This is a genomic window from Pseudomonas sp. ANT_H4, from assembly GCF_008369295.1.
In the GTDB taxonomy this organism is placed as follows: Bacteria; Pseudomonadota; Gammaproteobacteria; order Pseudomonadales; family Pseudomonadaceae; genus Aquipseudomonas.
In genome coordinates this window covers 138,362-162,202 of the sequence record NZ_VOBG01000009.1, presented here as the reverse complement: position 1 = coordinate 162,202, position 23,841 = coordinate 138,362, and the positions used below count along the sequence as shown (strand labels likewise).

19 protein-coding genes are annotated in these 23,841 nt (G+C 50.5%); 6 read left to right on the top strand and 13 right to left on the bottom strand.

What is annotated here, in order from left to right:
- Window positions 1–23: 23 nt before the first annotated feature.
- Genes FQ182_RS14310 through FQ182_RS14300 form a run of 3 tightly spaced genes read right to left on the bottom strand, consistent with a single transcriptional unit; the run spans window position 24 to window position 6,277 of the window.
- A complete protein-coding gene (locus FQ182_RS14310) occupies window positions 24–2,564 on the bottom strand; it encodes an HD domain-containing protein (protein ID WP_149494008.1) in 2,541 nt (846 codons plus the stop codon).
- Window positions 2,561–5,257, bottom strand: coding sequence for a DNA topoisomerase (locus tag FQ182_RS14305; protein ID WP_256666430.1), 2,697 nt, complete (start codon window positions 5,255–5,257; stop codon window positions 2,561–2,563). Before FQ182_RS14305 ends, FQ182_RS14310 begins: the two co-directional genes overlap by 4 nt.
- 42 nt (window positions 5,258–5,299) lie before the next feature.
- Window positions 5,300–6,277: a hypothetical protein gene (locus FQ182_RS14300; protein ID WP_169886677.1), complete on the bottom strand. Its 978-nt coding sequence runs from the start codon at window positions 6,275–6,277 to the stop codon at window positions 5,300–5,302.
- Between the two features lie 503 nt (window positions 6,278–6,780).
- Here FQ182_RS14300 and FQ182_RS30290 point away from each other — a divergent pair.
- A complete protein-coding gene (locus FQ182_RS30290) occupies window positions 6,781–7,650 on the top strand; it encodes a hypothetical protein (protein WP_232925708.1) in 870 nt (289 codons plus the stop codon).
- Window positions 7,651–7,715: 65 nt separating this feature from the next.
- Here the strand turns inward: FQ182_RS30290 and FQ182_RS14290 are convergent, their stop codons facing one another.
- The 9 genes from FQ182_RS14290 to FQ182_RS14250 all read right to left on the bottom strand — a co-directional run bounded on the left by FQ182_RS14290 (window position 7,716) and on the right by FQ182_RS14250 (window position 19,209).
- Window positions 7,716–8,843 (bottom strand): DUF3150 domain-containing protein, encoded by a 1,128-nt coding sequence (locus tag FQ182_RS14290; protein ID WP_149415282.1) that lies wholly within the window; start codon window positions 8,841–8,843, stop codon window positions 7,716–7,718.
- A gap of 125 nt (window positions 8,844–8,968) precedes the next feature.
- Complete coding sequence (locus tag FQ182_RS14285; protein ID WP_169886676.1) at window positions 8,969–10,009, bottom strand: AAA family ATPase; 1,041 nt, start codon at window positions 10,007–10,009, stop codon at window positions 8,969–8,971.
- Between the two features lie 134 nt (window positions 10,010–10,143).
- Window positions 10,144–11,664: a hypothetical protein gene (locus FQ182_RS14280; protein ID WP_198718524.1), complete on the bottom strand. Its 1,521-nt coding sequence runs from the start codon at window positions 11,662–11,664 to the stop codon at window positions 10,144–10,146.
- A 268-nt stretch (window positions 11,665–11,932) separates the two neighbouring features.
- Entirely contained in the window at window positions 11,933–12,559 is a 627-nt protein-coding gene (locus FQ182_RS14275; protein ID WP_149415285.1) for a hypothetical protein, read from the bottom strand.
- Window positions 12,560–12,571: 12 nt separating this feature from the next.
- The gene (locus FQ182_RS14270) at window positions 12,572–14,503 is read right to left on the bottom strand and encodes a DEAD/DEAH box helicase (protein ID WP_149494006.1); all 1,932 of its coding nucleotides are present in this window, start codon (window positions 14,501–14,503) and stop codon (window positions 12,572–12,574) included.
- 147 nt (window positions 14,504–14,650) lie between these two features.
- On the bottom strand, window positions 14,651–15,112 hold the full coding sequence (locus tag FQ182_RS14265; protein ID WP_149494005.1) for a hypothetical protein: 462 nt from the start codon (window positions 15,110–15,112) through the stop codon (window positions 14,651–14,653).
- 734 nt (window positions 15,113–15,846) lie between these two features.
- Window positions 15,847–17,463: a conjugal transfer protein TraN gene (locus FQ182_RS14260; protein ID WP_149494004.1), complete on the bottom strand. Its 1,617-nt coding sequence runs from the start codon at window positions 17,461–17,463 to the stop codon at window positions 15,847–15,849.
- An 86-nt stretch (window positions 17,464–17,549) separates the two neighbouring features.
- Window positions 17,550–17,972: a hypothetical protein gene (locus FQ182_RS14255; RefSeq protein ID WP_198718825.1), complete on the bottom strand. Its 423-nt coding sequence runs from the start codon at window positions 17,970–17,972 to the stop codon at window positions 17,550–17,552.
- A 49-nt stretch (window positions 17,973–18,021) separates the two neighbouring features.
- Window positions 18,022–19,209, bottom strand: coding sequence for a hypothetical protein (locus FQ182_RS14250; protein ID WP_256666393.1), 1,188 nt, complete (start codon window positions 19,207–19,209; stop codon window positions 18,022–18,024).
- Between the two features lie 220 nt (window positions 19,210–19,429).
- Here FQ182_RS14250 and FQ182_RS14245 point away from each other — a divergent pair, with 220 nt between their 5' ends.
- Window positions 19,430–19,948: a hypothetical protein gene (locus tag FQ182_RS14245; protein WP_149415091.1), complete on the top strand. Its 519-nt coding sequence runs from the start codon at window positions 19,430–19,432 to the stop codon at window positions 19,946–19,948.
- On the opposite strand, the gene FQ182_RS14240 is transcribed toward FQ182_RS14245, so the two are convergent.
- Window positions 19,945–20,910 (bottom strand): tetratricopeptide repeat protein, encoded by a 966-nt coding sequence (locus tag FQ182_RS14240; protein WP_149415092.1) that lies wholly within the window; start codon window positions 20,908–20,910, stop codon window positions 19,945–19,947. The two genes, FQ182_RS14245 and FQ182_RS14240, sit on opposite strands and share 4 nt — an antisense overlap.
- Before the next feature lie 48 nt (window positions 20,911–20,958).
- On the opposite strand from FQ182_RS14240, the gene FQ182_RS14235 reads away from it, so the two are divergent.
- The 4 genes from FQ182_RS14235 to FQ182_RS14220 are packed head-to-tail and all read left to right on the top strand — an operon-like array spanning window position 20,959 to window position 23,837.
- Window positions 20,959–21,387 carry a lytic transglycosylase domain-containing protein gene (locus FQ182_RS14235; protein WP_149415093.1) on the top strand — a complete coding sequence of 143 codons (429 nt, stop codon included), beginning with the start codon at window positions 20,959–20,961 and terminating at the stop codon, window positions 21,385–21,387.
- Window positions 21,384–21,650 (top strand): hypothetical protein, encoded by a 267-nt coding sequence (locus FQ182_RS14230; RefSeq protein ID WP_149415094.1) that lies wholly within the window; start codon window positions 21,384–21,386, stop codon window positions 21,648–21,650. Before FQ182_RS14235 ends, FQ182_RS14230 begins: the two co-directional genes overlap by 4 nt.
- Before the next feature lie 20 nt (window positions 21,651–21,670).
- A complete protein-coding gene (locus tag FQ182_RS14225; RefSeq protein WP_149415095.1) occupies window positions 21,671–23,311 on the top strand; it encodes a GspE/PulE family protein in 1,641 nt (546 codons plus the stop codon).
- Window positions 23,211–23,837: a thioredoxin domain-containing protein gene (locus tag FQ182_RS14220; protein ID WP_232925608.1), complete on the top strand. Its 627-nt coding sequence runs from the start codon at window positions 23,211–23,213 to the stop codon at window positions 23,835–23,837. Before FQ182_RS14225 ends, FQ182_RS14220 begins: the two co-directional genes overlap by 101 nt.
- Window positions 23,838–23,841: the final 4 nt, after the last annotated feature.

Genomic DNA, 23,841 nt, shown 5'->3' with positions numbered 1-23,841 from the left:
CCAGGGAGATCCGATCACTCGCTTTACCAGTCTTGGCTAAGCCGCTTGGTCACGACTGGGAATCCGATCATCGTGTAACCCGGTTTTGGCGTCACAGTAGGCAATTTCTCCGCCTTGATTAGGGATTTAAGGTCCAGCTCCGCGTCAAAGGCAACAATGTCCGCTTCCAGCAAATACTCGAAACCATCCCTGCAACCGCACACAGGTATCACCTGATGTGCGATAGCGTCTCGAATACGCGTCATGTTGTTCAACACCGATTTCTTCTTCTTACGTGGCTGAACGAAAGCGGTGAAATCCGGAGTGGCATCGCCCAAGGCCTTCAACGCCGCGGCCTCTGCGGCCGGGCTCAGCTTACGTCTGGATGACTGCGCATCTGGATCGGGTATCGCTACAGCCACCGGTGCGGATGGTGCCAGGTCCGGCCTGACTGAGGACCGTAATTCATCTGGCACGAGCTGCGGTTCTACCGGAATCGCTAGTATTGTTTCGGTCTGTATCATCGATTCAGGTTGTGAGATGGCCAGCTCCTCGCCGAAGTCGGCGAACGCATCCCCGAAACTGTCTCCGTCTGATGAGGATTCTCCGACAAACGCCATAAATTCATCATCGTCGTTATCGGCCGATGTTTGCTCGAGCACCTCCGGCATTTCCAATTGCAGTTCTTCTCGCTGCAATTCATCTTCAACCGATCCTTCAAGCGGCTCCGATGGGGGCTCGATGATCTCGATGTTGTTGGTTGGCGTCGTTTCCAACTGATGCAGTTCTGGCTTATGGGTTTCAAGGGTCTGGGGAGCTGCCTCTACGGTATGATTGATCGGTACGACCGAATGACCCAAGGCAGTCCCATTTGCGACTGGTTGCCCAGCTTCAACTCGTGCATCAACGGGCGTTGGGCCTGATCCAGCATCCGCCGGCGAAAGTACAATGGGGGCATTCTGTGGCTGCTGATTCTGAACCGCCTCTGGTGGCGCTGTGTTCTGAACCTTCGCTTGTTTGCCGATGATGTTAGCCTTGGAAGAAATTTCGTTTCCAAATCCGAGTGCGATCAGCGACCGGAGGCCTTCAACCTCTTGAATGCCAAGATTGTGAGTAAAGAGTGGGCGTTCCACGTCCAATTTCGAACCCAGATTCGATAATCCAGCCAGGCCTGCCAATTCAGGTGTTGTTGACACAGGACGAATGATAATTACGGGCTCCCACGTGGTCTGGTGAGCCCCTGTCTGCGGGTCTCTGAACGATACCGAATACATAGGAAGGAAGCGGCTCATGTTCGCATTGTTGTGGGTCGAGTACAGGACACCCTTCGCTTGCAGTGTCGACATCAAATTGAGTGTGACTCGGTAGCGGCCATCGCCCTCGTCCAAAGACCAGCCGATCTTGGAGAGGATGAGCATGCGGAGGTCCTTTTCTTTCACCACAATCAGACCATCATGCTTTTGGGCAATTTTTAGCGTGGTGTCTCGGGCTTTATCACCAGTCCCGTTTACACGCCCGAATTCGGTGATGATGCTGACGAAACTGTGGTAGATCGCGCAAGACTCTTCCTCGGTGATCTCATGCTCGTTCAAACTGTCTGTGATGTTTGACTCAGCCATCCCGGTCTTCTTGTCGACCTGAATCAAAAACTCCATCAACGCTGTCATTCGGTCATCGAGGCTCAGCCCATTGCGATCGACGGGGAATTGACTCGGGTGATGATAGTGACCGATAACCAGGTTGATAGCCTGTCTGTCCCGTCCAGGTAGATCCCAGTATTCAGGAAACCGCGCCAGAATGCGGGCGCCCAATGAATCATGAGAAATACGATTGTCATCCTGCGGGGTAAGGGCGCTACCCTCCTCCTTGGTTTTGACTGACCCATCTGGCTCGAGGACATAAGCCTCGAGCTTTCCAATATCGTGTGCGAGAGCCAATAGCGGGATCAGCGGGTCATGTGCGTCGAAGCGAAATTCCTTGTTTTTGAGATCGATGATTTTAAACCTGGGTTTGCCCCGAGCTTTTACGTAGACCCCATCAAATACATAGGTACCGGCATCAGCAAGGGCCGTATCAGCGACCGACAGGCAGTGCTCCCAAAGCCGCCGATTACCATGGCCACCTTTTCGGTGCGAAGCTGGAAAGAGCTGATGCGCCGAATAGGTATCCCAGATTGCCCAAAAAAATTTTACGTGATGTGGGAATTTTATTTCGTTGGCTGCAACCCATGCCTTTACCAGCTGACTTTCAATAGGGAGTCTTTTGTACGTACTGTCCACTCGCTTTGGCGTCCTGGATGGCATGGGCACATCCCCCAACGTCGAGCGTGCACCATTGCGACGATTGCCCAACTTCCCTTTGAACAATCGGTTCATAGCGGTCACGCGGCCGAACCAGATGTACCAAACACCAATGATCAAACCGGCGACGACGCCCAGCACCCAACGTGACACAGTGCTCCCAACGGATTGCCAGTTTTCCAGCACCTCAAGAGGCTGGCCGCCGAACTCCATCAAGGTGAATACCAGCCACCAAAAGCCAAATACAAGGAAGGCCGCTCGGATCACTCGGTTGTTTGCGTTCACAGGAAAACCTCTGAGTCCGCCAGCTGGGGTTTAGTTGCTTGTTCTGGCTGTTGGACAAGGGATGTGGGCGCCGGTGTAGGTGCTGGGTGCGGTGAAGACTTCGGTACAGGTGTCCCGTTATTGTCCTTCAGGGTGTTGTTACACCCAGTGCCGCCTTTTACGAAACCGCTGCATCCCCAGAACGGCGATTTATCAGCGTTTCGCAAGTACATGGGCTTTCCGCACTCTGGGCATTCATGTGCCTTCGGACGCTCTACTGGATCGCCGTTACGGTCGTTCATGGAATGTTTGCACACATCCCTGTCTGAGCATCCCCAGAAGTGCCCAGTATCAGTTTTGATCCGCCGCATTGGGCCCTGACATTTTGGGCATGTCACAACGTTGCCCTTCGAGTCTTTGGTATTGGCTGTTGGGTCGGAGTAAAACTCCAACTTGCCTTCATCCATTAGCCGCAGGCCCGTTTCGAATTTTTTTCCTGAGGTCGAGCTGACAAACCCTTTGAGGCCTAGCACCATTTTTTCTGTGAGCAAGGTCTCGGCCTCGGACACCTTGAGAGTGCGCTTGGCAATTTCACGCCAGATCGAAAAACCGCATTTTTCTGCACATGCAAACGTCTTGGCCTGGATCTCTAAGGCCCTGCCGCATTTCGGGCAAGGCGCTTTCAGAACCTTGACTGTGATGCCTGCATACTTTTCTTTGATGGTTTCAAGAATCTGACTTGTCAGCTCGGACAGCTCATGTTTAAAGGTACCCCGACTGTATTGGCCCTTCTCCATCAGTCGCAGTTTCTGTTCCCATTCACCGGTGAGAATCGGCGAGGTCAGGGCGTGGATATTGTTATCCAGCAGGAACCGGTAGACCGTCATCCCCTTGGAACTTGGCGCGAGATACTTTTTGTCACGCAACATGTAGGGGTCTTTCTTGCGGTTAGAGCCATCCTTGGCTGCCAATAGCGATTCGATCATTGCTGACCGAGTAACCGGCGTACCGAGACCGCGATCCTTCATTGCTTCGCGCTGCTCTTCGTCGTCGATAAGGCGCCCTGCTGTTTCCATGGCACCGAGCAAAGTATCTTCGGTGTACCGTTGAGGTGGCTTTGTTTTAAGCATCTTCAAGTCGACGCCGACGGCGCTGATAGACTCACCCTTCACGTAAGGGACCAGCTCTTTTTTGTCCTCTGCCTCAGCGTCGCGGTCGTCTGAATCGTCGCCGTCTGCTGCCCCCGGGCCGTAGACTTGCATCCAGCCAGGCGAAACCAACACGCGGCCCGTTGTGCGAAACACTTCATTTTCAACAGTCGTAAGCCGCACGGTAACTGAGTACTCAGCCGGCGGGTGGAAGACGGCGAGGAATCGACGCACGATCATGTCGTAAATAGTTTGTAGGTCTTCGGTGAGCTCTCCTGCCCGCTTGCCGGTGGGCACAATCGCGTAGTGATCAGACACTTTTTTCGAGTCGAAGATCTTTTTGTTCGGCTTGACCCATCCCGAATCAAGAACGCGCTGGGCATGCTCTTCATATTGAGTGCCTCCGAAAGTACCCATGAGTTTTTTTGCCTCACCAACGAAGTCATCTGGCAGGTAGGCGGAGTCAGTTCTCGGGTAGGTGGTCAGACCCAGATCAAGGTAGAGCTTCTGAGCCAGCTCCAGGGTGTAAGCCGCAGAGAAGCCAAGCTTCCGGTTCGCTTCTCGCTGAAGGCCGGTCAAGTCATACAGCTTTCCTGCGCCCTTTTGTGCTGGTTTAACTTCCTCCTCCACGCTGGTCGGTACCGAGCCTGAGCACTTGGCAATGATCCCGTCGGCTATTGCACGGTTCAGAATCCGGTGTGGGTGGATGTCCTTCTCTTCGCGTGTACCGTCCACAGATCTAGGTGCCTGCCATTTACCCACATAGTTGCCGGCGCTGACACCGAACGTAGCGTGAACTTCCCAGTAAGGTACGGGGCGGAAAGTCAGGATACTGAGTTCCAGTGCACAGACCAAAGAAAGCGTCGGGGTCTGAACTCGGCCTAGCGGGAAAGTCTCGGCTTTTGCTGTTTGTCGCTCGTAGAGACGGGTAATGCCGCGGGAAGCATTGATCCCTACGATATAATCACCCTCGCTTCGAATCTCAGCAGCTTCAGCAAGGTTGTCGTAGTCCGACCCGGGGCGCATTCCTGCATAAGCGGATTGGATGGCCTCGTCTGTGGTCGAGGTCATCCAAAGGCGCAGCATTGGCTTTGTGCAGCCGGCCCTTTTGTAGATCAACCGGAAAATCAGTTCCCCTTCTCGACCGGCGTCGCAGGCGTTGGCGATAGCGATAACATCCGGGCGGCGCATTAGGCGATCGAGCACCTGGAAGAATTTTTTCTTTTCTTCGATGACGCGGAGTTCGAATTGGTCCGGAATCACCGGCAGATTACTGATATCTCGGCCTGCTTTCGCCATCTCCTCTGAATGGATCTCCACCAAATGTCCGGCAGCAGGGGCAAGGATGGCATCGTCACTCTCGAGCCAGTTTTCAACCTTGCTGAACCCCCCTATCGCTTTGGCGATGGTGACTGCCACTGTCGATTTTTCAGTGATGATGAGTGTCTTGCCCATTGCTGACCATGCCTTCTGTTTTCTAGGGTTGAAGCCAACTGCTGATCGCGGTCGGGTGCTGGTGTGAGTATTCGCCGCTTCAGAACGGAAAAAGCCATCGACAACGGTCAAGGACCTCGATGGCTTTTTTTTCCGTATGGCGCTGCCGAATACTTACGTGCCTGGTTGTTGGACCACTGCGCCGTCTTGTGGAACAAAGGCAGTCTCAAACAATGCTGCTCGATCTTCATCAGCAGGTTTCTCGGTTTGGCCGTTACCGTGGCTCTTGAAGAGTTCTGCCGCCCAGCCAGGGATGATTTTGATAAGCCCGGAATCTTGGGAGACAGGCGCCGGCATGTCTTTCGCTTGGATGAAAGGGATCTTCGAGACTGGGGCGATTTGAGTATCAGGATCGGGAAGCGAAAGTGCCTTTACGTCGATACGGAATTCGCCAGAGACAACGATGGGCATACCACGAACCAGTTTCTCGGCCAGAGGTTGAAGATTACGACCGTACCAGCGCACCGGGATCGATTGATCCGAGTCCTTGCTCTGTCGGATCAGAACCACGAGTCGATCATTGATCGGCGTTCCTTCAACCGGATGCCTGCGATTTCGCTGAAGTGACTTGGCTTGGATGAAGCCGGCGATGCGAATCTGGTTCGAGGCGTTCTTATTCAGATCCATAACTTTCCAGTCGAACGAGTCGAGTCGAGCGTCGTTCTCGTTGCCCGGCATCGCCTGAAGTTCGGTAACAGATTTCGGGGTACCGGAGTCAACGGCTGCGGCGTGAACTGCGGAACTCCACTTTTTCATGAAGTCATCGCGAAAGCGGTCACCCAGGTGCATAAAGTTCGGGGCCTCAAAGCGAATGCTTTTGAGTTTGGCAATCCGATTTTCACCCTCAACTGCGCCGTCGGCGTGAACGAAAGCCATGATCAGATCCCACTCTTTGATTTCGCGGGGGATCGGCGACTTTTTGGGGTCGTAATGAATCGGAAGCATGTGGTTTTCACTGCGGGTTTGCTGGATGTAGCAGATCCCTTTTACAGGGTCGTTATTCCGCAGGACGCCGGCGATATAGCCTGAGTTGAGCATCCCGTTTGGAAACGAATAGGAATCCGTATTGCGCTTTGCGTCCTGGGGGAGCATGTGGAACCTCTTTTTTGCTTGAGTTGGTTTGTATCGAGGATACTCAACACGTACCAATAATACAACTAGTGAGGTTTTCGCACTGCTCGCTCATGTGCACCTTTTTGACCGGTACCCTCCCCCCTTTCGATCCGAATGCTCGCGCCTGCTAATTGATGGCTCGGAACCTTACCTAGACGCGAGCAAGCCTCGGCAATCGAGTTTGTAGGAGAAGGAAAAATCTTGGGGAACTTGTCGGCGTGAACGCAGCTCTATGCTCGGATTCGAGCCATTGATTGCACACAAAATTCAAGCCAATCCTGTCCGCGTGTGGCCGAATGCGATTCAAATGTAGGCCTTGAATACGGGGTGATCATCCTCTTGTTCCACATGAACAAGAGATTGAATCTTGTTGTTAACTGTGTAGAATTAATTTCACAGATAATGGCATTTCCCTGCTTTATTTAAACCTACAAGGGGCGCCCTCTTCTTCGACCCCAAGCGAACAACCTGGAGCCGTAACCATGACAAAACCTAGCGACAAGAAACCAAGTGGCTCTACGCAAGGGCAGTCTCGCGCTTCAGCTACCAAAGCAGGTGCGCCTGCGACTGAATCGAAGAAGCCGCAGAGCAAGAGTCGTACCCCAGCGAAGAAACCAGCTGCTGGAAGTAAAGCAAAACCCGCTGCACAAAAAGCGCCATCTGGAACTACGAAGCCAGCCTCTGGAGCGCGGTCGACTGCGTCTACCAAGCCTCCGGCCTCTTCCCCAGCACCTGCCGCGACTGTTGCGCCGACGGCCGCTAAAGCTGGAACAAAATCAGGTCGCCAGAGAATTTCAGTGCAAGCTTCCGCAGAGGCTAAGGCTCAGCGTGAGGCACCGGTACAGGTTAACTTAGGCCTGCCACCCACTGAGGAAGCGTCGCCACGTGACCGGAATAAAATCGAAGGCGCTCGTCTAATTAAGATGATCAAAAAGGCCATTATTGAACGAGGCCTTCAAGATCGCGCCATTGCCGATATCGTGGGTGTTACTCAGATTTATTGGAACTCCCTTGCGAATGGTAACCGCCAGATCAAATCGCTGGGCAAAGAGAAGCTCCAAAAAATCGCTGAGTTTTTGGGTCTTCCTCTTATCCAGGTCTACTTACTCGCCGAGCATTTCACAGCTGAAGATTTCTTTAACTCCAAAGATCTAAACGAGCAGCTTTGGCTTTCGATCAGAAAAATGCAGGAAGACCCTCAGTGGGCTGGCTATACACCGAGTTCTGAAGAGTGGGAACAAACCCCGATTAATGTTCGGATTACCCTTGTCTCTTTGTATGAGCGCGAATCCAAGCGCTACCTGATGGCAAAAGCCGAGGTAGAAGTGGCAGGCAAAAAATTAACTGAGTAATGTTGGCCGCTGAATACCCGGAAAAGAAGAAGCCCCGATCATAATGATCGGGGCTTTTTTGTGGGTTAGAAAATGAACGGCTGGACGGTTTCCAGGTGTTCCGGTTCAGTCACAGCGGTAGCTGGTCCGATAGCTACGGCGTCATGCTTTTCATCGAAGAAAATGTTGGCATGTGCCTCGCGATCAGTTGGGAGCGGAGGAACAATGGATACTCCCGTTTCAGGTTTGGGTGCGTTTGGTGCTGAATTCGGCGTCGCCGGATTCGCTGCTTCAGGTTCGCCGAAAAAGACGTTGTTGTAGTTCCCAGATTCAGTTGTGACGGTCGGATCAGTGACAACGAGCGGATCGAATTCAGTGGCTTGATCACCAATGATCTTTTCGGGGTCCATGCAGAACTGTAACAAACTGGAGACTTGAATGAAGGCGACACCTTCGATGTTTTGTCCCGTCGGGACTGCGGCCAGAACCTCACCGCACAGCTTGGCTAGATTCCCGAACTTACTCGAAAGTACGCTCATGGCTTCAGCCTTGTCCTGGACACGACGCACCAGTCCCAAAACGCGGGATGTTGTGTTGCCCTTCTTTGGCCCCGACCATGACCTTCGTACATCCTCGGAGATTTCAAAAGCGGCCTGACCAACAAGCCCCTTAACTTCTTGTTGCAAGGCATCATCCTCACCAAAGTAGTTGGTGTCGTTGATACGAATGGCAGAGATGTCGAACGTCAACATTTTTTCAAGAACCCCTTGCTGCGGGGCATGTATTCGGATCAGTTCTGCCCGAGTTCTTCCGCCGGGCTTCGATACCCCGACGTTCTCTGGGGCTTTGGCCCACTCTTCGACCTTGGCAGGTAGTTCAGCCAAGAATGTCTTTTTCTCTGTTAGGTATTTGTCCCTGATTTGCTTCAGTACCTGGGCCAGCCCTTGGGCGTGCGCCGTGGGTACAAAATAACCACGTACACGATTGTTGACTCGCCGAGAGACCCCCACTTTCAGGATCTCGCGTTTGGCTTCTGCTCGGTATTTATTAACCCAGGCAAATGTGCCACTCGGTAGTGTTTTGCCTACCTCACGAATGAAGTCGTCAGCTTCTACAGTCTTCTCGCCGGTGCTCCCACCGATGATGTAGTCGAACAGAACAACGTCCTGAAGGATCTGAACGCTAACGTCGGAGGTGGATTGGTTTGTGCTCATATGCTTCTCCTGAATTTCACTGAAATGCAGGTCTCTTGCGAAGACCCAGTGACAGGAGATGGCGCACAGCTACCCATAACTTGCAGGTAAAAAAAACCCCGGCAAAGCCGGGGTGGGATGGAGCATTATGGTTGACTGGTAGTGCCCATGATGGTCGACCAGGTTGCGAGAATTGCTGATGCTTCGTCCTTCGACGCGAAGTCGAGTACTGTCATTCGAAGTGCTTCGACATAAGCATCTTCAGGCCTTTTCCCCATCTGAGTGAGAAGACTGAAGTTCATTGACCAGTTGAGTACGTTCCGAGTTGTGATCGTGAACTGGAAAGCCATACCATTGGCGCCGGCGTCTTCATTCAAACCAATAAAATTGGCCCGAATTTTTGCTGCAAGGCTTGCCATGGCTTTTGCGGCCAATGGATTCGCCCTGGTCTCGCTCTTGAGCAGATCGATTTCTTCCTCTTCAGTCAGGTAAGTCTCGAACATGACGTTGAAGCGGTCCTGGTTCGCAAAGTTCATCTTTTGCGTACCTTTGTAGATCGCAGCGCTACCACCTTGACCCCCAGCTGACCCTCGACCATTCGTGTTACCAGTGGCCATGATCATACAGCCCGGGGCAATCTTGATGATTTCGTCCGTCTGATCCAGATGAATTGGAGCACCATCTAGAACACCGTTAAGGCCCATAGCGACATCAGCTGGAACCTGATCCCATTCATCCAACAGCAGGATCGCGTTTGGCGTCTTGGCCCACTGGCAAACCTTGCCGTACACCCATTTCATACCTTGATCTTTCCCGCACAGCTTCCAGCTACCGAACAGGTCCGACAGGGTGGTTTCTTTCGAACATTGCTCTCTAAACATCGGCCGCCCGGTTCGAGAAGCGAAAGCTTCGACCAGTCTTGTTTTGCCGCATCCGGAGGGGCCATAGGTATACATATTACGTTTCATCTCAGCGCCAAAAAATCCGGCTGGGAGATTTGCAGCCGCGGCCCAAAGCATCAAGCGAGTAAGGCTGCTTTCTTTAAATTTGAAATGCCTTACTACCGGTGTATGGCTGGTAGCAGGGAAGACTTTGATTTTCATTTGTTCAAAGAACGGCGACGTTGTGTCAAAAACCTCTTTCACAGTTTTAACTTCGTGCTGGGTGGAGGTATCAATGTTTTCCATGGTATTCCCCATTTGGACAGGTTGGGGCCTCTTGCGAAGGCCTGGTACAGGGAAATGCGTCACATGGGATATGAATTGGAGATAATTGCAAAAAAAACACCGAGCTCCGTGAAGAGCTCGGTGTGTGGGTTGGTTTATGACCAGGTTACTGCCCGTTTGAGTGATTCGAATACCGCCTTTGCAAGCTCGTTTTCGTTGAGAGCTACTCCATAGTTCAAGCCGGCACTTGCGTACTGGCCCATATATCGGTCACCGATCAGAACAAAGCGAACCTCGATGCCAAGACTGGATGATTCTGCAATAGCCGCGTTCAGTACGTCGCTGTTACCTGGATCACCATCGGTTGCCACAATCAAGATCTTCCGGGCCTCAGGCCGATCGATCAGTTTCTTCAGAGCCCAAACCACCGCCAGGTGTGTGCTGGTTCCATTTTCCGGAGTTGGAGCAAACCGTTGCAGTGTGGATGCCCAATTTTCTTCAAACCCGTGCCACTCCCTGACGACTTTGTTGTAGGTCGCGATACCCACCGGAATCGAAAGGTTGTTCAGCACTTCCCCTACTGCTACGGAGACGCGCTTGCAAGCCTCATGAGCGGTGATTCGCTTGTCATCGGCAGGTTTAGCCGGGGCAGGCCCGAGCTTGCTACCCATTGAGGAACTTTCATCACCGAGCAGATAGAAGCACGTGTCAATTGACTCGCCTTCCGTCGTTTTGGTGAAGAGCTTCTCCTCGCCGAGGGGATACCGCCACAATGCACGAGTGTTGAGTTTGCCTTCGGTTGTACGTCGAGTTTCGCTTTTGGTGACAGTTTCGATCATGTCCTCAAACGTCAAGGACAACATTGCAGCGGTCTTTTGAGCACCTGCTCTAAGGAGTGAGCGGTTCTCAATAGAGCCGCCCGTTTTCGATTGGCGTAACTCCTGCATTTCATTCGCGTTATCGGGTTGATAGCCACCTCCCGACTTGGATAGTGCATTGTTGTTTGCGCTGAGGATCTCTTCGAGGCCCTTACCGAATGGCCCCAAATCATTCGACGATGCGTTCAGGATCTGATCGATCTTGCTGCTCAGATTGTCCTGGGAACGTTGCGCCTCTCCGTTGCCGCTGTCGTTGGGGCTGGACTTGGGTTTATCCGTTGCATTGTCTTTTGCCAGTTTCAGCAAAGCGACAATTCGGTCTGCGGCATCACAGGCTCCCTGTGAATCTGTCGCGTGACAACCATCCAGTGCGATCTGCTTTACCTGACCAACAAGGTCCGACCCGAAGGTGTCGACCGCGAGGGCTCTGTAAGCTTTGGCAAACTCCGAAAGGCAGTCTTGTTTGAGCAATTCACTGCGTAGCTCGGTGACAAGCCAGCTGGCCAGAATCGAAGGCGGCTTTTCCCGAGCCAGATCTGGGCCTCGGAACACTCCTTTAGCCTTCAAGATTCGTAATGCTGCGTGAATCTTCTGGTTTGCTCCGGGATATTTGGACTTACCTAAAAGTTCGCCACGTGGATCTTCCAAAATGTTGAACAGATCGCCGGCGATCCCAGGTTTCATTGGTACAGAAAAATCCGTATGCAGACCGTGGCATATGATCTCGTGAGAGATCAGTCCGTCGATCAGCACAACATCTTCTTCTGACCCCAATGCAGCCATCTTCGGAAGCTTCATCACCAAACCACCAGGGATGGTTGAGTCAGGCCCAATTGAAGCTGTGCTGATGTGGGCCCAAACGATGCGTACTTTTCGCCCAGCCCTATTCGCCTCCGCGATTAGCATGTGGGTGTACAAGTACAGATGGCGCATTGACAGTTTTGACGCGGATGGAAGCTGTGATTCGAAATGACCCATGGTGAATCCCCTTCAATGAAAACTGTGGCATCCAAGATGCGAATGCCTTACATGAGGGGATGCGTGACACGGGGTTAGAAACAGGTCTTCAGACTGGTTTTTGAGCCAAGCCGTGCTGTGCAAACTGAAAACGAATGGCGTCCATAACGTCTGCCAGTAATGCGTCAGTGTCAACGGCGGGCATGCTGGATTTAGCAACTTGCTGAATCGGGGCGGTGGCTGGATTGAAGGCGGGCTGATTACCTCGGTGTTGCGTGACGAAATTCTCGACGAGCTCTCTGAGCAGTGCTGATGGCGTCATGCCCGGGCGCTGACCTTCTGCCAGCGAAGAGACGATTTGCAGAAACTCTTCTTCGGTCGACCTACTCACCCGCGTGGAGAGAGGTTGGTCTGCACTTTCTCGACCAGCAAAATCAATTGATTCGGCTCGGGTAAGGTATGGTTCCAAAATAGGCGCCATCAGCGACCGAACTTCATCGTCATCTGGATACTGGAAGCACTGCGTTTTGAGTTTCCTACTCAGAAACCCGAGCAGAACAGGCGACGCATCGATGGAATGAATACGCCTTAACGCATCAACAGCATCGTTCGCATACTTTAAAACAGTCGGTTGGCTGAGCACATACGAACGACCGATTTCACGGGACATTTGACCCGATAAAAGCCGCTCATAAATGGCTACCTTGATAGCCAGCGGTGTTGATTTGGCGCCCAAGCTATTCCCCTTTTATTGCTTCGCCGGAATGAGCCCGGCGTCTATTGCGCCCTGTTCAATCTCCGGCCTTCCAAGGGTAATACCCCAGAAAAGCATCCTAGCAGATCCTGATTGCCTATCCCCGTCGATATCCAGGTTGCCGAATCCACGGGCCTCAGCATCCATTTCAGCGAGACGGAATCCATCCGAGCAGGTAGATAAAAGCCTCAAGCGGTCCGAGGCGGGCTGTTGGATTGGTTTAGTCAGGTACATGATGAAATATCCCTCTCCGCCTTTGCGGGCGAGCCGGCCGCGAAGTTGGTGCAGCTGAGAAACACCAAAGTTTTCAGCATTTACGGCCACCGCCACACGAAGGTTCGGAAAGGTAACTCCGACCTCTATGACAGTTGAGGCAACAAGCAACTTAATTCCGTTTTCCTTCATTAACCGAATGGTATTTGTTTTAAGTTCTTCTGAAAGGCCACCGTGGATCATTCCAACGCTGTCACCTAGGACTCGGCGGAACCGTTCGTAGGCTGCTTCAACGGAGTGACATGAAGCGTTAGCGTCTCCGTTGACCACTGGGTAAATGAACGCAGCTTGCCCGCCTCTGTTGATGATATCCATCACGAAATCATTCAACTTTTCACGGGCTTTTACTGTGATTATTCGAGAGGTGATTTTTCGTTCTACAGGGGCCTGGCTAAGAATCGAGATTGGCATGCCTCCCAACTTCACCAATGCCACTGTGCGTGGAATGGCAGTCGCAGTTGCCTCGAGAAAATTGGTGTGCGGGGCAAGCAGTTTTTTTCTCTGGCTTACGGAAAACTTATGCTGCTCGTCCGCGATGACCAGGTCAAACACAATGCCCTCTTTTTTGGCGGCCGAGAGCACGGCTGTTGTGCCTACAATGATTCCCGACGAAATGTCGACTTTGGCTTTGCTCGTGTATTTCTTGACAGCGATCTCAAAGAACAGTGCGGAAAGCTCGCTGGCCAGTTGATCAACCAGGATTTGGCTTGGTGCAATGATCGCGACCCTAGCGCCCGCCAAGTGACTTGCGGCTGCCGGAACCATAAACGTGAAAGATTTCCCCGTCCCCACATCCCCGGACAGAATCCGCTCCATAGGGAATGGGGAGCGTAGGTCCGCCACGATTTCATCAATAGCTCGGAGTTGATCATCGGTGGGTTCGAAGGGTGCTCTGTGAATGAGGTCTGCGACCTGTTCACGATCTATGCGTAACAACGAGCCTTTGACCGCAGGCTTCGAGCGGTTGGCGAAAACCTTGTTGACCAGAGCTTTTACTGAAAGTGTTTTGGCCACCTCAATCGCCTCCAGCCCTTCACGTACTGAAAGAGGTGCGTGTAGTGTCCGCAACAAGGTAGCCGGATCAGAGATCCCAGTGAATCTTGCGAAATCGCCTTCATGCATCAGTGTCTGCTCAAGGAGAAGGCATGCAGCTTCGTTGATGTATGGAAGCGCCTTGCCAATGCTTTCGGTGAGGAGTTCTGCGCTCACCTGGTTGGTTCTTCCCTGATAAATTGGAACAACCCGTCCAACATCCTCAGCAGCGACCAGCGTCGGATTGGATATACTCAGGCGACCATCGAAGGTTGTCAGCTCGCCGTAAAGATTCACGACAGTCCCAAGCTCGGGATGCATCCAGCGTTCGATCGCGGGTTTTCCAATCACGTTGATCTGAACCCGTTCTCCTCGGGCGTCTGCCGCACGAAGTACTGCTCGAAATGATCCCTTGAGTTCGTCACTAACCTTTCCTTGACGCGTGTAAGTAGAGCGTTCAGTGAGCGTCAGTGCGAGATAGTGAGATTCCCCGGTATTGGGTAAGGGCAAAACCTCGATCGGGTCGTGGTAGTCGCGAAAACTCTTCGGCACAGTGAGGAGGCACTCGGGTAGCGAGGAGAACCCCAATCTCGATAACCTGCCGATGTCTTCATTAATCATACTGATCATTCGCTGGTGTGATGATCAAATGTTATTTCACGCGTAGCAATAAGACAACCAGTGGTCATTTTAAATCTGTTTCACGTAGGTACGAAAACGCACAAAAAAACCCCAGGCAGTCTATGCCTGGGGTTTGCTGGGTTTTGATCAATGAGAGACACGCGACGATCCGGTTTGATCAGTGATTACGCGTACCTTTTCACCTTTGACGAATGGCTCGTTTGAGTCCTTCACTTGCGTTACCGCTTGAAAGTCGTTGTCTGCCAGTTTCACAGTGATCTCGATGCCCTCGGCGTCATGGAGCTTCTTGTCTGCGATGGAGCCTACAGCTGCCCCTACAGCACCAACTACGACCATAACCGCCAGTTGACCAAGACCCCCGCCGCCATTACTGCCTGCAATTGCACCAAGTGCACCACCTGCCATACCGCCCAGTGGACTAGGTTTACCGTTGATCTTGACATCGCGAATCGATTCGATGACGCCGAGTTCGACCTTCATTTTTTTTCCGGCAGTGGCTTCGTTGTAGTCGCGACTTGACATGCCGTTTGCGCAACCACCCATCAGAGAGGTGGAGATGATCAATGCAATAGCTACGATGCGTTTCATAGGTTTAACTCTCTCTAATCAGAATTTCTATTTGGATTGTTTAATGCTCGAGCAACGACGGAAGAACATTAATGTTGTAAGCAGCGGAGTACCAATGCAGACGGTGACGTGTGAGAAAAACAACTCAGATTAGTACTGGTTGGACCCACATATCATTGCAAGTACGTAAACGAAGAGATCCATTGTTGATCCTTAGAAATTTGGCAGTCGGGGACCTCTTGAGTTTCGAAATCAGCAGATCGATTGGTAAAAGCCCGCTAAGGGTTGGGGTACGCCTTTCAAAAAGGATATGGCTGACACGCGCTTGTATTTTTGAGTACCCACCGGTTTCGACCTTTCCCGGAGATTACAAATGCATGTGGATCATCCCTCGGCACTATGAAATCCCTAACATGACGTAATCATGAAATGGCTAATAGGCGGGCAACCGCTTTACACCAAAAATGAATTCAGTTTCTCTAATGCTTCTGTGCTGTGTGTTGGAAATAGTGGAAAGCGATCGAATTATCAAATGCGTAGTGAGCACGATAATATTGGTGTGATCGTTCCGGTGGAGCTATACCTCTTCGAGGCAAAAGATTTGGTGGGGGTTTTTAAAGTTAGTAGGAATGCATGGGTCCGTTTTTCGGATCTTCTGTGTCTTTGATCTCTACAATTTAATGCAACACAAACCGGCCTGGTTGGCCGTTTTTTTTTGAAAAAAAACGCCTCATAGAGGCGTTTTTTGAGTATTGCTAGTTTGTTTTCTTTCCGTCCATCATTTTCGTAAGATCGTTTTGTAAGTTATTAACATTGGGTAAAACTGTTGCTGCCATAATGTCAGCGGTAAATTCAGAAAGATCGAGTTTGGAGAAATCGACCCTCTGAAACTCGTCTACAGTAAAGCCCCCGCAGCTGGGGCTTTCGGGTGTTCCCCATCCTTTGCCAATCTGCGGTTTACCTTGCTCGTTTATGATTTTGGCGAGTTTCGAGTTGTAGCAGCAATAGGACTCTGTGGTCTCAAGGCATGCCCCCATCACTTTTTTGGAGCAATAACTGCCTACTAAGTGACAAAGGTTAGCCCCTCGATGCATTCCAAGCTTTTGCTCTTCAGGTTCACAGGACCGTAGCTCCATGACTACCTGAATTGCGACCGCAATAGCGAAACTGTATGGGTCAAAATAAAATCCCCCACCAAGCCCGTAAACTGGTCCGCCCAACAGTCCTGTTGCGGGTACTGCCCCAAAAGTATATGTCAATCCATAAATGCCTATGTTGAAATCTGCACCGGCTGCATGCTCCAATCCCAAAGCTTTAGACCCACTCTGAATCCACGCAGAGTTGTCATAGGCAAAGTCATACATATATTTGGCCCCATACTGAACTGCGCCCATTGCTGCACTGCCGACGACTGTTCCCAATATGGAGTTATTGTTTTCAGCTCCGCCACTCTTTACACAGCAGTTTTTAACGCCTCCATATCCCTTGGCACAACTTTCCGCAACACCATCAAAGAGTCCACCGTTAGAGCCGTAGATTCCTGCTTCACGCGCTGCTTCTTGTGCAGCTACCGCTTTCGCGAAATCAGTATCATTTGGGTAACCAGTATCCCAGCAAACTCCTTGATAACAAGAAGTCTTGGTGCTGCAATCCTCCGTTGTAGTGGTAGTTCCCTTTTGAGTGATGCAACTGTAGGTTACCTGCTTCATAACACAGCCAATTGGGTCTGTGCTTTCTAGACAGATTGCATCAATTTTTTTGCAACCTTTATCGATAAACTGCTGACAGTCATTTTGCGTATTCGGATTAATGCAGGAGTAATCGTCCTTGAATCTCCAACAAGACTTATAAACAGGAAGGCCGTTGATGACACGTGTTTCCGGACCTTCTACGCAAACATGAGACGCCAAATAGCAAAGGGGGTTATCAGCATATGAAGTGCACTGGCTTGTATCCAATTCATCCTTTGTTATTGTATAGGTATTGTCGAGCTTAACCGTGTTGGGCGGGGTTGCTGTGTTTGGATCACTACAGCGGTAAGATCTTTGTTCTGTCAAACATGTGCCGTTCCATGCTGTTGAAATGCATGACGTTGAGGATTGCCAGCAACCTGCTGTTTTTGAAATCGCTGCGCAATAATCAATTGAATCTGGCGCAATACATTCATAAGTTGAACGGTACCGCCAACAGGCCTGATAAATTAGGTTGCCCCCGACATTTCGAGTTTCGGGACCTTCAGCACATGACGAGCCTGTTATTCGACAATCTCCTGCGAACGTATTAGCAGACAAAACAAGCATGATAATAACTACAAGTGCTGTGAATAAAAAACGGTATATCCATAAAACGTTAATTTCAATTTCTTTGGTCATAGATGTCTTATTCATTCAGCTATTACCCCCACTGATAAAAGAATGGCAACGCATGCCCCTAGCGAAAACACAGATTTTTATGGGGGTCATTGACCAGGCACCCTGTTGATTTTTACTTCAGGTTGAGGGGCTTTCGACCAATCAACTGATTCGGCGGGAGGCATTCCATCCGTGCACAGATTCATACCCCATCCAACTTCGAGTTGGCCTGTGCCGCCGTCTTTTTTGGGAACCTTTGCCTGGGTCATCTTCACGCCTAATTTGGCGCAGTCTGGTTGTTTGAATCTGCTAAGTACTTTTGCCTCAACAAGTATAGGTTCATTTGAACCTGTTTTTTTCTTCCACGCTATTGCTTGTTCTCCGGTCAGTTCTGCTGAAGCCTGACCTTGCTTAATAGCAGAAAACAAAATGTCTTTTGCCTGTTCTGCATGTGCAGTGCCTGTGGTAAAAATGACGATAGTAACGAGCACTGCAATTGAAATGCTTTTAAATAATTCTGACATAAACATGATCGCTCCCTAGCTAAATATTGGTATGGCGCTGATAAGAAACAAAGGATTACTGTGACCTTGCTGAAAAAACTGCACACTGGTCTACCCATGTTTCAGTGCACGGTTGACAAAGCTGTCTAACTTCAAATTTCGCTTCACCGATCCCGTATGAGTTGCCGTTTGCGAGAATGAATTCGATTGTATTATTACCGGCTTTAAGATACTGACGCATGTCTAGGTCAACTGCGAGTGTCAGCGGATATAGTCCAGGTTCAACCGTAAAAAGCTGTCCAACACCAATATCTACGTATGGCCGTCCACCAGACCAGACAATGTCAACTCCAGTTGCAGCATACGCTAGGGAATCTGGTAATTGGGCTCTGAATACCTTCACCAATTTCCCATTGATCTTCAGCCCAAGCCAGTTGTCCTGTTGCACATAAACTAGCCTGAAGACGCTAACCAAATTAATATTTTCAATGTTGAACTGGAATGTTGATGTCTCCCGTGTATTGATGGTGTTGATTCGCTGATAGAAGTCAAGATATGGAGGGACAAATGATACGGTTGCGGTACCTGTACTTTTCGTTACGCTGCCTGTCGTAATCCCTCCGGCATCGCAGTAGGTAGGTTTTTGAGGGCAAGCAACTGCGATATAATTATCGCATGTATATGTTTGAACTGCATTCTTGGTTACATTGCATTGATAATTAGATTTTGCATCTACCTGAACTATTTGTCCCATTGTGCATGCTTTTGCTTCGCTTAGATTGTATTCGTTACAAACCTCAGTTGAATAGATGTCAGGTGTAGTTGTGGTTTTGGTTGTGCATGCATTGGTTAGATCTCCGCCTTTAGCATTGTTAATCGTGTCACCAATGCCGCTTATTATTGGATCGGTGGGGCTAACTGGAAATTTAACTTTTTCCTGTGGGTTCTTTGCAAGAAAATTAACAGCATCGCATTCCTGATTTGCAATCTGATCTGTACCATGTGTCGCAGTTTTACACGTGTTAATCCGAGTCACCCCGACATCGAATAGTGAAGCTGAACCAAAACTCTGTGTTTGAGGAGGTTTATTCGTATAATGCGGCATACCTTGAGCATTGGCGTTATTTACTTTCGAGGAAAGCTTGCTGAGATTACTCTTTCCTAGTTCCAGGCCGTCCGAATGTGGATCCGCAAATGCATTGGCTGTTGAAATTGTGAATGCCAGAAGGCTAGCTATTTGTATTAAATGTCTTTTAAAGTTCATATTACTGGCACCTTTTCTATCATTTTCAGGTTCAATGCCTCTAATCGTCTTTGTCGGGAGAGGCCCGCTGTCTAAGCTCGAAACCACGACTGGACGTTTGCATTCGGCCAATCTGAAATCGGGCTTCAGGTAAATGAACCATATCACGTACACATACGGCATATGAATCATTGTAGCTAGTAGTCGTGTCTGACTCCAGTCGTAATTCAAGGGGGGGGCTATGGTTGGGGGATTCCACTATGAAGCGCTGTTCGTTGGTGAGGTGTGCTATCTGATGCCTTCGTTGGGCTTTAGCGTTTTGTTGGCTTTGCTGAGTCGGCGCTGGGGATTCTGTGAGATCTTGAAATTTCCTGGTGTGTTGGTTCACGAAATGCTGCACTTCACAGTCGGCTTCGTGACCATGGCACATCCCATCTCAATCTCATCCATACCTCGGCTCGTAAACGGCCGATTGGTGCGGGGTTCGGTGGGGTTTGTCGGGTTGAATTGGTTGAATGCCTGGCTGACAGCACTGGCGCCGTTGCTGGCCTTGCCAATCATGTTTGTTTTGGCTCGTTGGCGCTTGAGTGGTGGGGCGCAGCATTTTGTATTAATGGACGTTTGTATCTGGGTGTTGTTCGCTCCCCACTGGCTCTACTGCTGGCCGTCGCGAGCTGATTGGAAGCTGGTGCTCATCTCTTGGCCACTTGGAGTGATACTGCTATCGATATTTAGTGTCTGGGCCTGGTGTTTTGCTTAATTTGTCCGGTTAGCTTGGAGGAGGGTCTCGTCGTAATTGGGCCTGACCATGCTCTTGTGTGATGACAACCAATTCGTTGCGAAATGTGTTGCCTCTTTTTCCTCTCCGGGAGTCAATTGAAATGTTCCCAGTCCACTCGCATTCAGACCGGCTTTGTTTCTGTTTAAGCCTACGTAGATCAGCCACCATGCTGCGGCCATTTTGTGGTTGGCGTCCATTCCTTGCCCGTTTAGGTACATCGTAGATAGGATCGCTGGCGCGTTGGGTTCGCTGGCTTGAGCTGCTTTCGTAAGCCATCCAAATGCTTCAGAAAATTCCTTGCGCTCATAGAGAATACGACCTAACAGGTAGTAGGCAGTTACGTTACCTCTATTGGCACCTTCGTTAGCCCACTTCCAAGCTTTGTTTTTGTCCTCTTTTTCGAGGTAGTAAATCGACAACCGCACTGCCGCCAGATCTACACCTGCTGTCTTCACAGCATCTTCAAACATCGTCATCGCTTTGGGTTCATCCTTGGGTACACCTCGCCCGAGCAACGTTAGGACAGCCAAATTGTAACGCGCAAGGGGGTAGGTTTCGCTGGCAGCAGCAAAATATGCAGCTGCCCCAACATTGTCCTGCCGGACACCTTCGCCCCGATCAAGAAGGTAGCCTACGATGTTCTGTGCTCGGCCGTTACCGCCTTTTGCCAGCTCAAAGAGTTTTGGGAGAGCCTGCTTGTCACCACTTTTCCAAGCCGCCCATGTGCGTAGAACCTCACCTCCTCCGCGTGCATTCGATAGCAACCCCTTCATGACGCTCGATATATCGGAGCCGATGTCTGGCGCGGGTTGCGCAGAGTCGAAGAATTCAGATGCTGATGAAGAATTGCCAGTGGAAGCCGTTTCTGAGGCCGTTGCTACGGAGCAAGCGAGGGCTATAGCGATTGCCCAGAGTGCCGTGAATGGATTCTTAGGTAACATGTATTGATACACCTTGTTTATTGGTACGCGTAATGTATTCTTTGCAGCATGAAAAAACTATCCCTCTTGGTAATGCTTGCTGCCTTGGTGATCGCGCCGTTCAGCGCTGGTGCAACCTGCTTCGCTGAGGCTGCTGCACGCTACAAAGTCAGCGAGAAACTGCTGCGCTGCATCAGGGCCACGGAAAATCCTTCCGGAAAGCCCGATATCGTAAACACCTCAAACTTAGATGGCTCAAAGGATATTGGGTATATGCAGATCAATTCTTGGTGGCTGCCGAAGCTAACCCCATACGGAATTGGTGAGGCTCAACTGAAAGACACCTGCGTCAGCGTTAACATTGCTGCATGGATACTTTCAAATAATATCGTTAAGTATGGCCATACTTGGAAAGCCGTTGGCGCGTATAACAGTCCGCACGTTAAAAGTCAGCGCATATATATAGAAAAAGTTATGAAAAATGGATGCTCAATATGAAGCAGATGTTAAGTGGTTGTTTTTCGTTAATACTAGCAGGATGGATCCTCTACACCATAGCTCCAGAATCCCCCTGCGAACGTGTAGAGCGTGCTGCTTTGCCTGTCCGTATTGCTTTTGATGGGGTGAGGTGGGCTGGACGGTACTACCTCAGTACTGAAACTCGTATCGATCTCCTTTCATGGAGTTTAGATGCTGATGCTGCAACTCAGAGTTTTATCTCGCGCCTGTTTTACGGCCCCACCTTGAACTGCAAAGCCTAGTCCGGCGTTAGGAGATTGGTATGATTAATGAACCACCATTATTTATTTGGAGTGGTCAGCACGATAAACGTGGTGCTGAGTATTTGAATAAAATGTTTAAAACAGCGGCGCAAATGAAATCGCCGGATATTCATATGCATTGGGTTAATAGTCATGTTGTGATTAAAATGCGTATCGATGGCCATATGCAGCACGTTGAAACCGTCGATTCTGCGATGGGGCGGATGCTCGATGACAAGATCCGCGCTCGAGCCAGCATGGATCTCTCTCAGCGCCACGCCCCTATCGATGGGCGCATGTCACTGCGGTATCCAGAAGGAGTAATTGATGTACGGGTGAGCGTTCTTCCGTGCCAGGGAGGACAAAAAATCGTTTGTCGATTACTCGACCAGTCGAATGCCAGTATGACGATGGATGACATTCACATGCCGATGCTAGTGAAGCACCATTTCTTGGAAATGCTCAATGAACCGCAGGGCATAATTTTAGTTACCGGTCCGACTGGCTCAGGTAAGACCACAACCTTGTACGCTGCCCTTAACGAACTCAATGATGGGACGTTAAACATAAACACCCTTGAGAATCCTGTCGAGTACGTCATTCCCGAGTTTGTACAAGTCAACGTAACGCATCTTATCACCTTCGCCCAGGGTCTTCGGGCACTTCTTCGACAAGATCCTGATGTCATACTGATTGGAGAAATTCGCGATTCCGAAACCGCAGAGATTGCTATGCGGGCTGCCAACACCGGCCATCTTGTATTAGCCACATTGCACACAAACAATGCTGCACAGGCTATCCCAAGGCTTATTGATTTGGGGGTCGACAGGCAGACTCTGGCCTCAACTCTGTTGGGCGTTGTCGCTCAGCGCTTGGTTCAAACATTGAAAAAAGATGTTCAGCATCAGTGGACTGATGTAACTGACTTTGAAGCGCACTGGTTGAAGTCCAACGGCTTACCTCTGATCCACGGAAAAGTGCCTAGAGCGACGGGAAAAGAATCGTTCTCAGGCAAGCGACCGATCATCGAAATGATCAAGTCTGATAAGCATGTGCGGGCTGCAATTCTTCGCGGTGGTGGTGAGATGGAAGTACTCAATGCAGCAATTCGTCAGCCCCATTTCGACACCTTGGGCCAAGCAGGGGTTCGCATGGTATCTGCTGGGATCACCACAATGGAGCTTGTGCAGCGACTGATCAAGGACGACTCGGTGGCTCCTACAGTTCGACGAATAGGTGATGTGCTGCTCGAGCAGGGACTGGTCAGCTTTTCCGACGTGAATGGGGCAGCTGAATTTCAACTGTCTCTGATGCTTGAGGGCAAGGTCCGTAAAGTCGGACAAATCCTGGTGGATCGAGGATTGGTAACACAGGATCAAGTCGTTAAGGCTATGGGTTTCACAGAGGGAGCTGTTGATTTCCTTTATGTGCTTGCTTCACGCAGGATTCTCCCCTATCGCAAGGTTCAATCCACCGTTCAAATCTGGCGCAGTGAGCGTCATCAGGAATCACTTTTTGATTTGGTCATTGAGCAAGAGCTCATCACAAAGGAAATACTGGATGAAGAAGTTTATCGCTCGGATGACCGTGATTACGCTGCTGATGGCGCCCTTGTACTCAATAGCCCAGGAGCAAATGCAGGCGCCGTCGCTGCCCTATAGAGAGGTCACTTTGCAGAGCAAAGATGCCCACAAGGTTCTTGTTTTCTTCTCGTTCAGTTGCCCTGTGTGTGCGTCCTATGACCAACTGCTGGCGCGGTGGTCGCAAACCATGCCCGCGGGGTGGAGTGCCGAGTTCATTCCTGTGGCCGTACCTGACAAAGGAAATTACATGGCTGCCCGGGCGTTCTACGCAGTTCAGGATGCTGATCCTGCTCGCTTACCGGCGTTCATGTCGGCGGCGTATGCTCAAATTCATGAGGGTGGGATGGAAATGGAAAATCCCCAGACTTGGGCTAAGGCGGTAGCCGCGGCGAAAGTACATGGATTTGAAAAAGCATGGGCCAACGTCACCCCGGATCGGCTGGAGACCGCTTTTGCAAAGCTACTAACCTATGGCGTCGCAGCCACACCTTCTATGGCGATCGGGGGGCGATACGTGATCAATCCTGACGATGTCCAGGGTGATAACAACATGTTCATCCAACTTGCCAATGGCATGGTTAGTAAGGTGATTCAAAATCGTTGACTTC

Excerpts from the sequence above, each read along its gene's own strand:
- FQ182_RS14240 (WP_149415092.1), bottom strand. The coding sequence starts at position 20,910 with ATGTTACCTAAGAATCCATTCACGGCACTCTGGGCAATCGCTATAGCC.
- FQ182_RS14280 (WP_198718524.1), bottom strand. The coding sequence starts at position 11,664 with ATGAAGCTTCCGAAGATGGCTGCATTGGGGTCAGAAGAAGATGTTGTG.
- FQ182_RS14225 (WP_149415095.1), top strand. The coding sequence starts at position 21,671 with ATGATTAATGAACCACCATTATTTATTTGGAGTGGTCAGCACGATAAA.
- FQ182_RS14285 (WP_169886676.1), bottom strand. The coding sequence starts at position 10,009 with ATGGAAAACATTGATACCTCCACCCAGCACGAAGTTAAAACTGTGAAA.
- FQ182_RS30290 (WP_232925708.1), top strand. The coding sequence starts at position 6,781 with ATGACAAAACCTAGCGACAAGAAACCAAGTGGCTCTACGCAAGGGCAG.
- FQ182_RS14220 (WP_232925608.1), top strand. The coding sequence starts at position 23,211 with ATGAAGAAGTTTATCGCTCGGATGACCGTGATTACGCTGCTGATGGCG.
- FQ182_RS14245 (WP_149415091.1), top strand. The coding sequence starts at position 19,430 with ATGGTTGGGGGATTCCACTATGAAGCGCTGTTCGTTGGTGAGGTGTGC.
- FQ182_RS14265 (WP_149494005.1), bottom strand. The coding sequence starts at position 15,112 with ATGAAACGCATCGTAGCTATTGCATTGATCATCTCCACCTCTCTGATG.
- FQ182_RS14260 (WP_149494004.1), bottom strand. The coding sequence starts at position 17,463 with ATGACCAAAGAAATTGAAATTAACGTTTTATGGATATACCGTTTTTTA.
- FQ182_RS14300 (WP_169886677.1), bottom strand. The coding sequence starts at position 6,277 with ATGCTCCCCCAGGACGCAAAGCGCAATACGGATTCCTATTCGTTTCCA.
- FQ182_RS14290 (WP_149415282.1), bottom strand. The coding sequence starts at position 8,843 with ATGAGCACAAACCAATCCACCTCCGACGTTAGCGTTCAGATCCTTCAG.
- FQ182_RS14250 (WP_256666393.1), bottom strand. The coding sequence starts at position 19,209 with ATGAACTTTAAAAGACATTTAATACAAATAGCTAGCCTTCTGGCATTC.
- FQ182_RS14255 (WP_198718825.1), bottom strand. The coding sequence starts at position 17,972 with ATGTTTATGTCAGAATTATTTAAAAGCATTTCAATTGCAGTGCTCGTT.
- FQ182_RS14235 (WP_149415093.1), top strand. The coding sequence starts at position 20,959 with ATGAAAAAACTATCCCTCTTGGTAATGCTTGCTGCCTTGGTGATCGCG.
- FQ182_RS14270 (WP_149494006.1), bottom strand. The coding sequence starts at position 14,503 with ATGATTAATGAAGACATCGGCAGGTTATCGAGATTGGGGTTCTCCTCG.
- FQ182_RS14230 (WP_149415094.1), top strand. The coding sequence starts at position 21,384 with ATGAAGCAGATGTTAAGTGGTTGTTTTTCGTTAATACTAGCAGGATGG.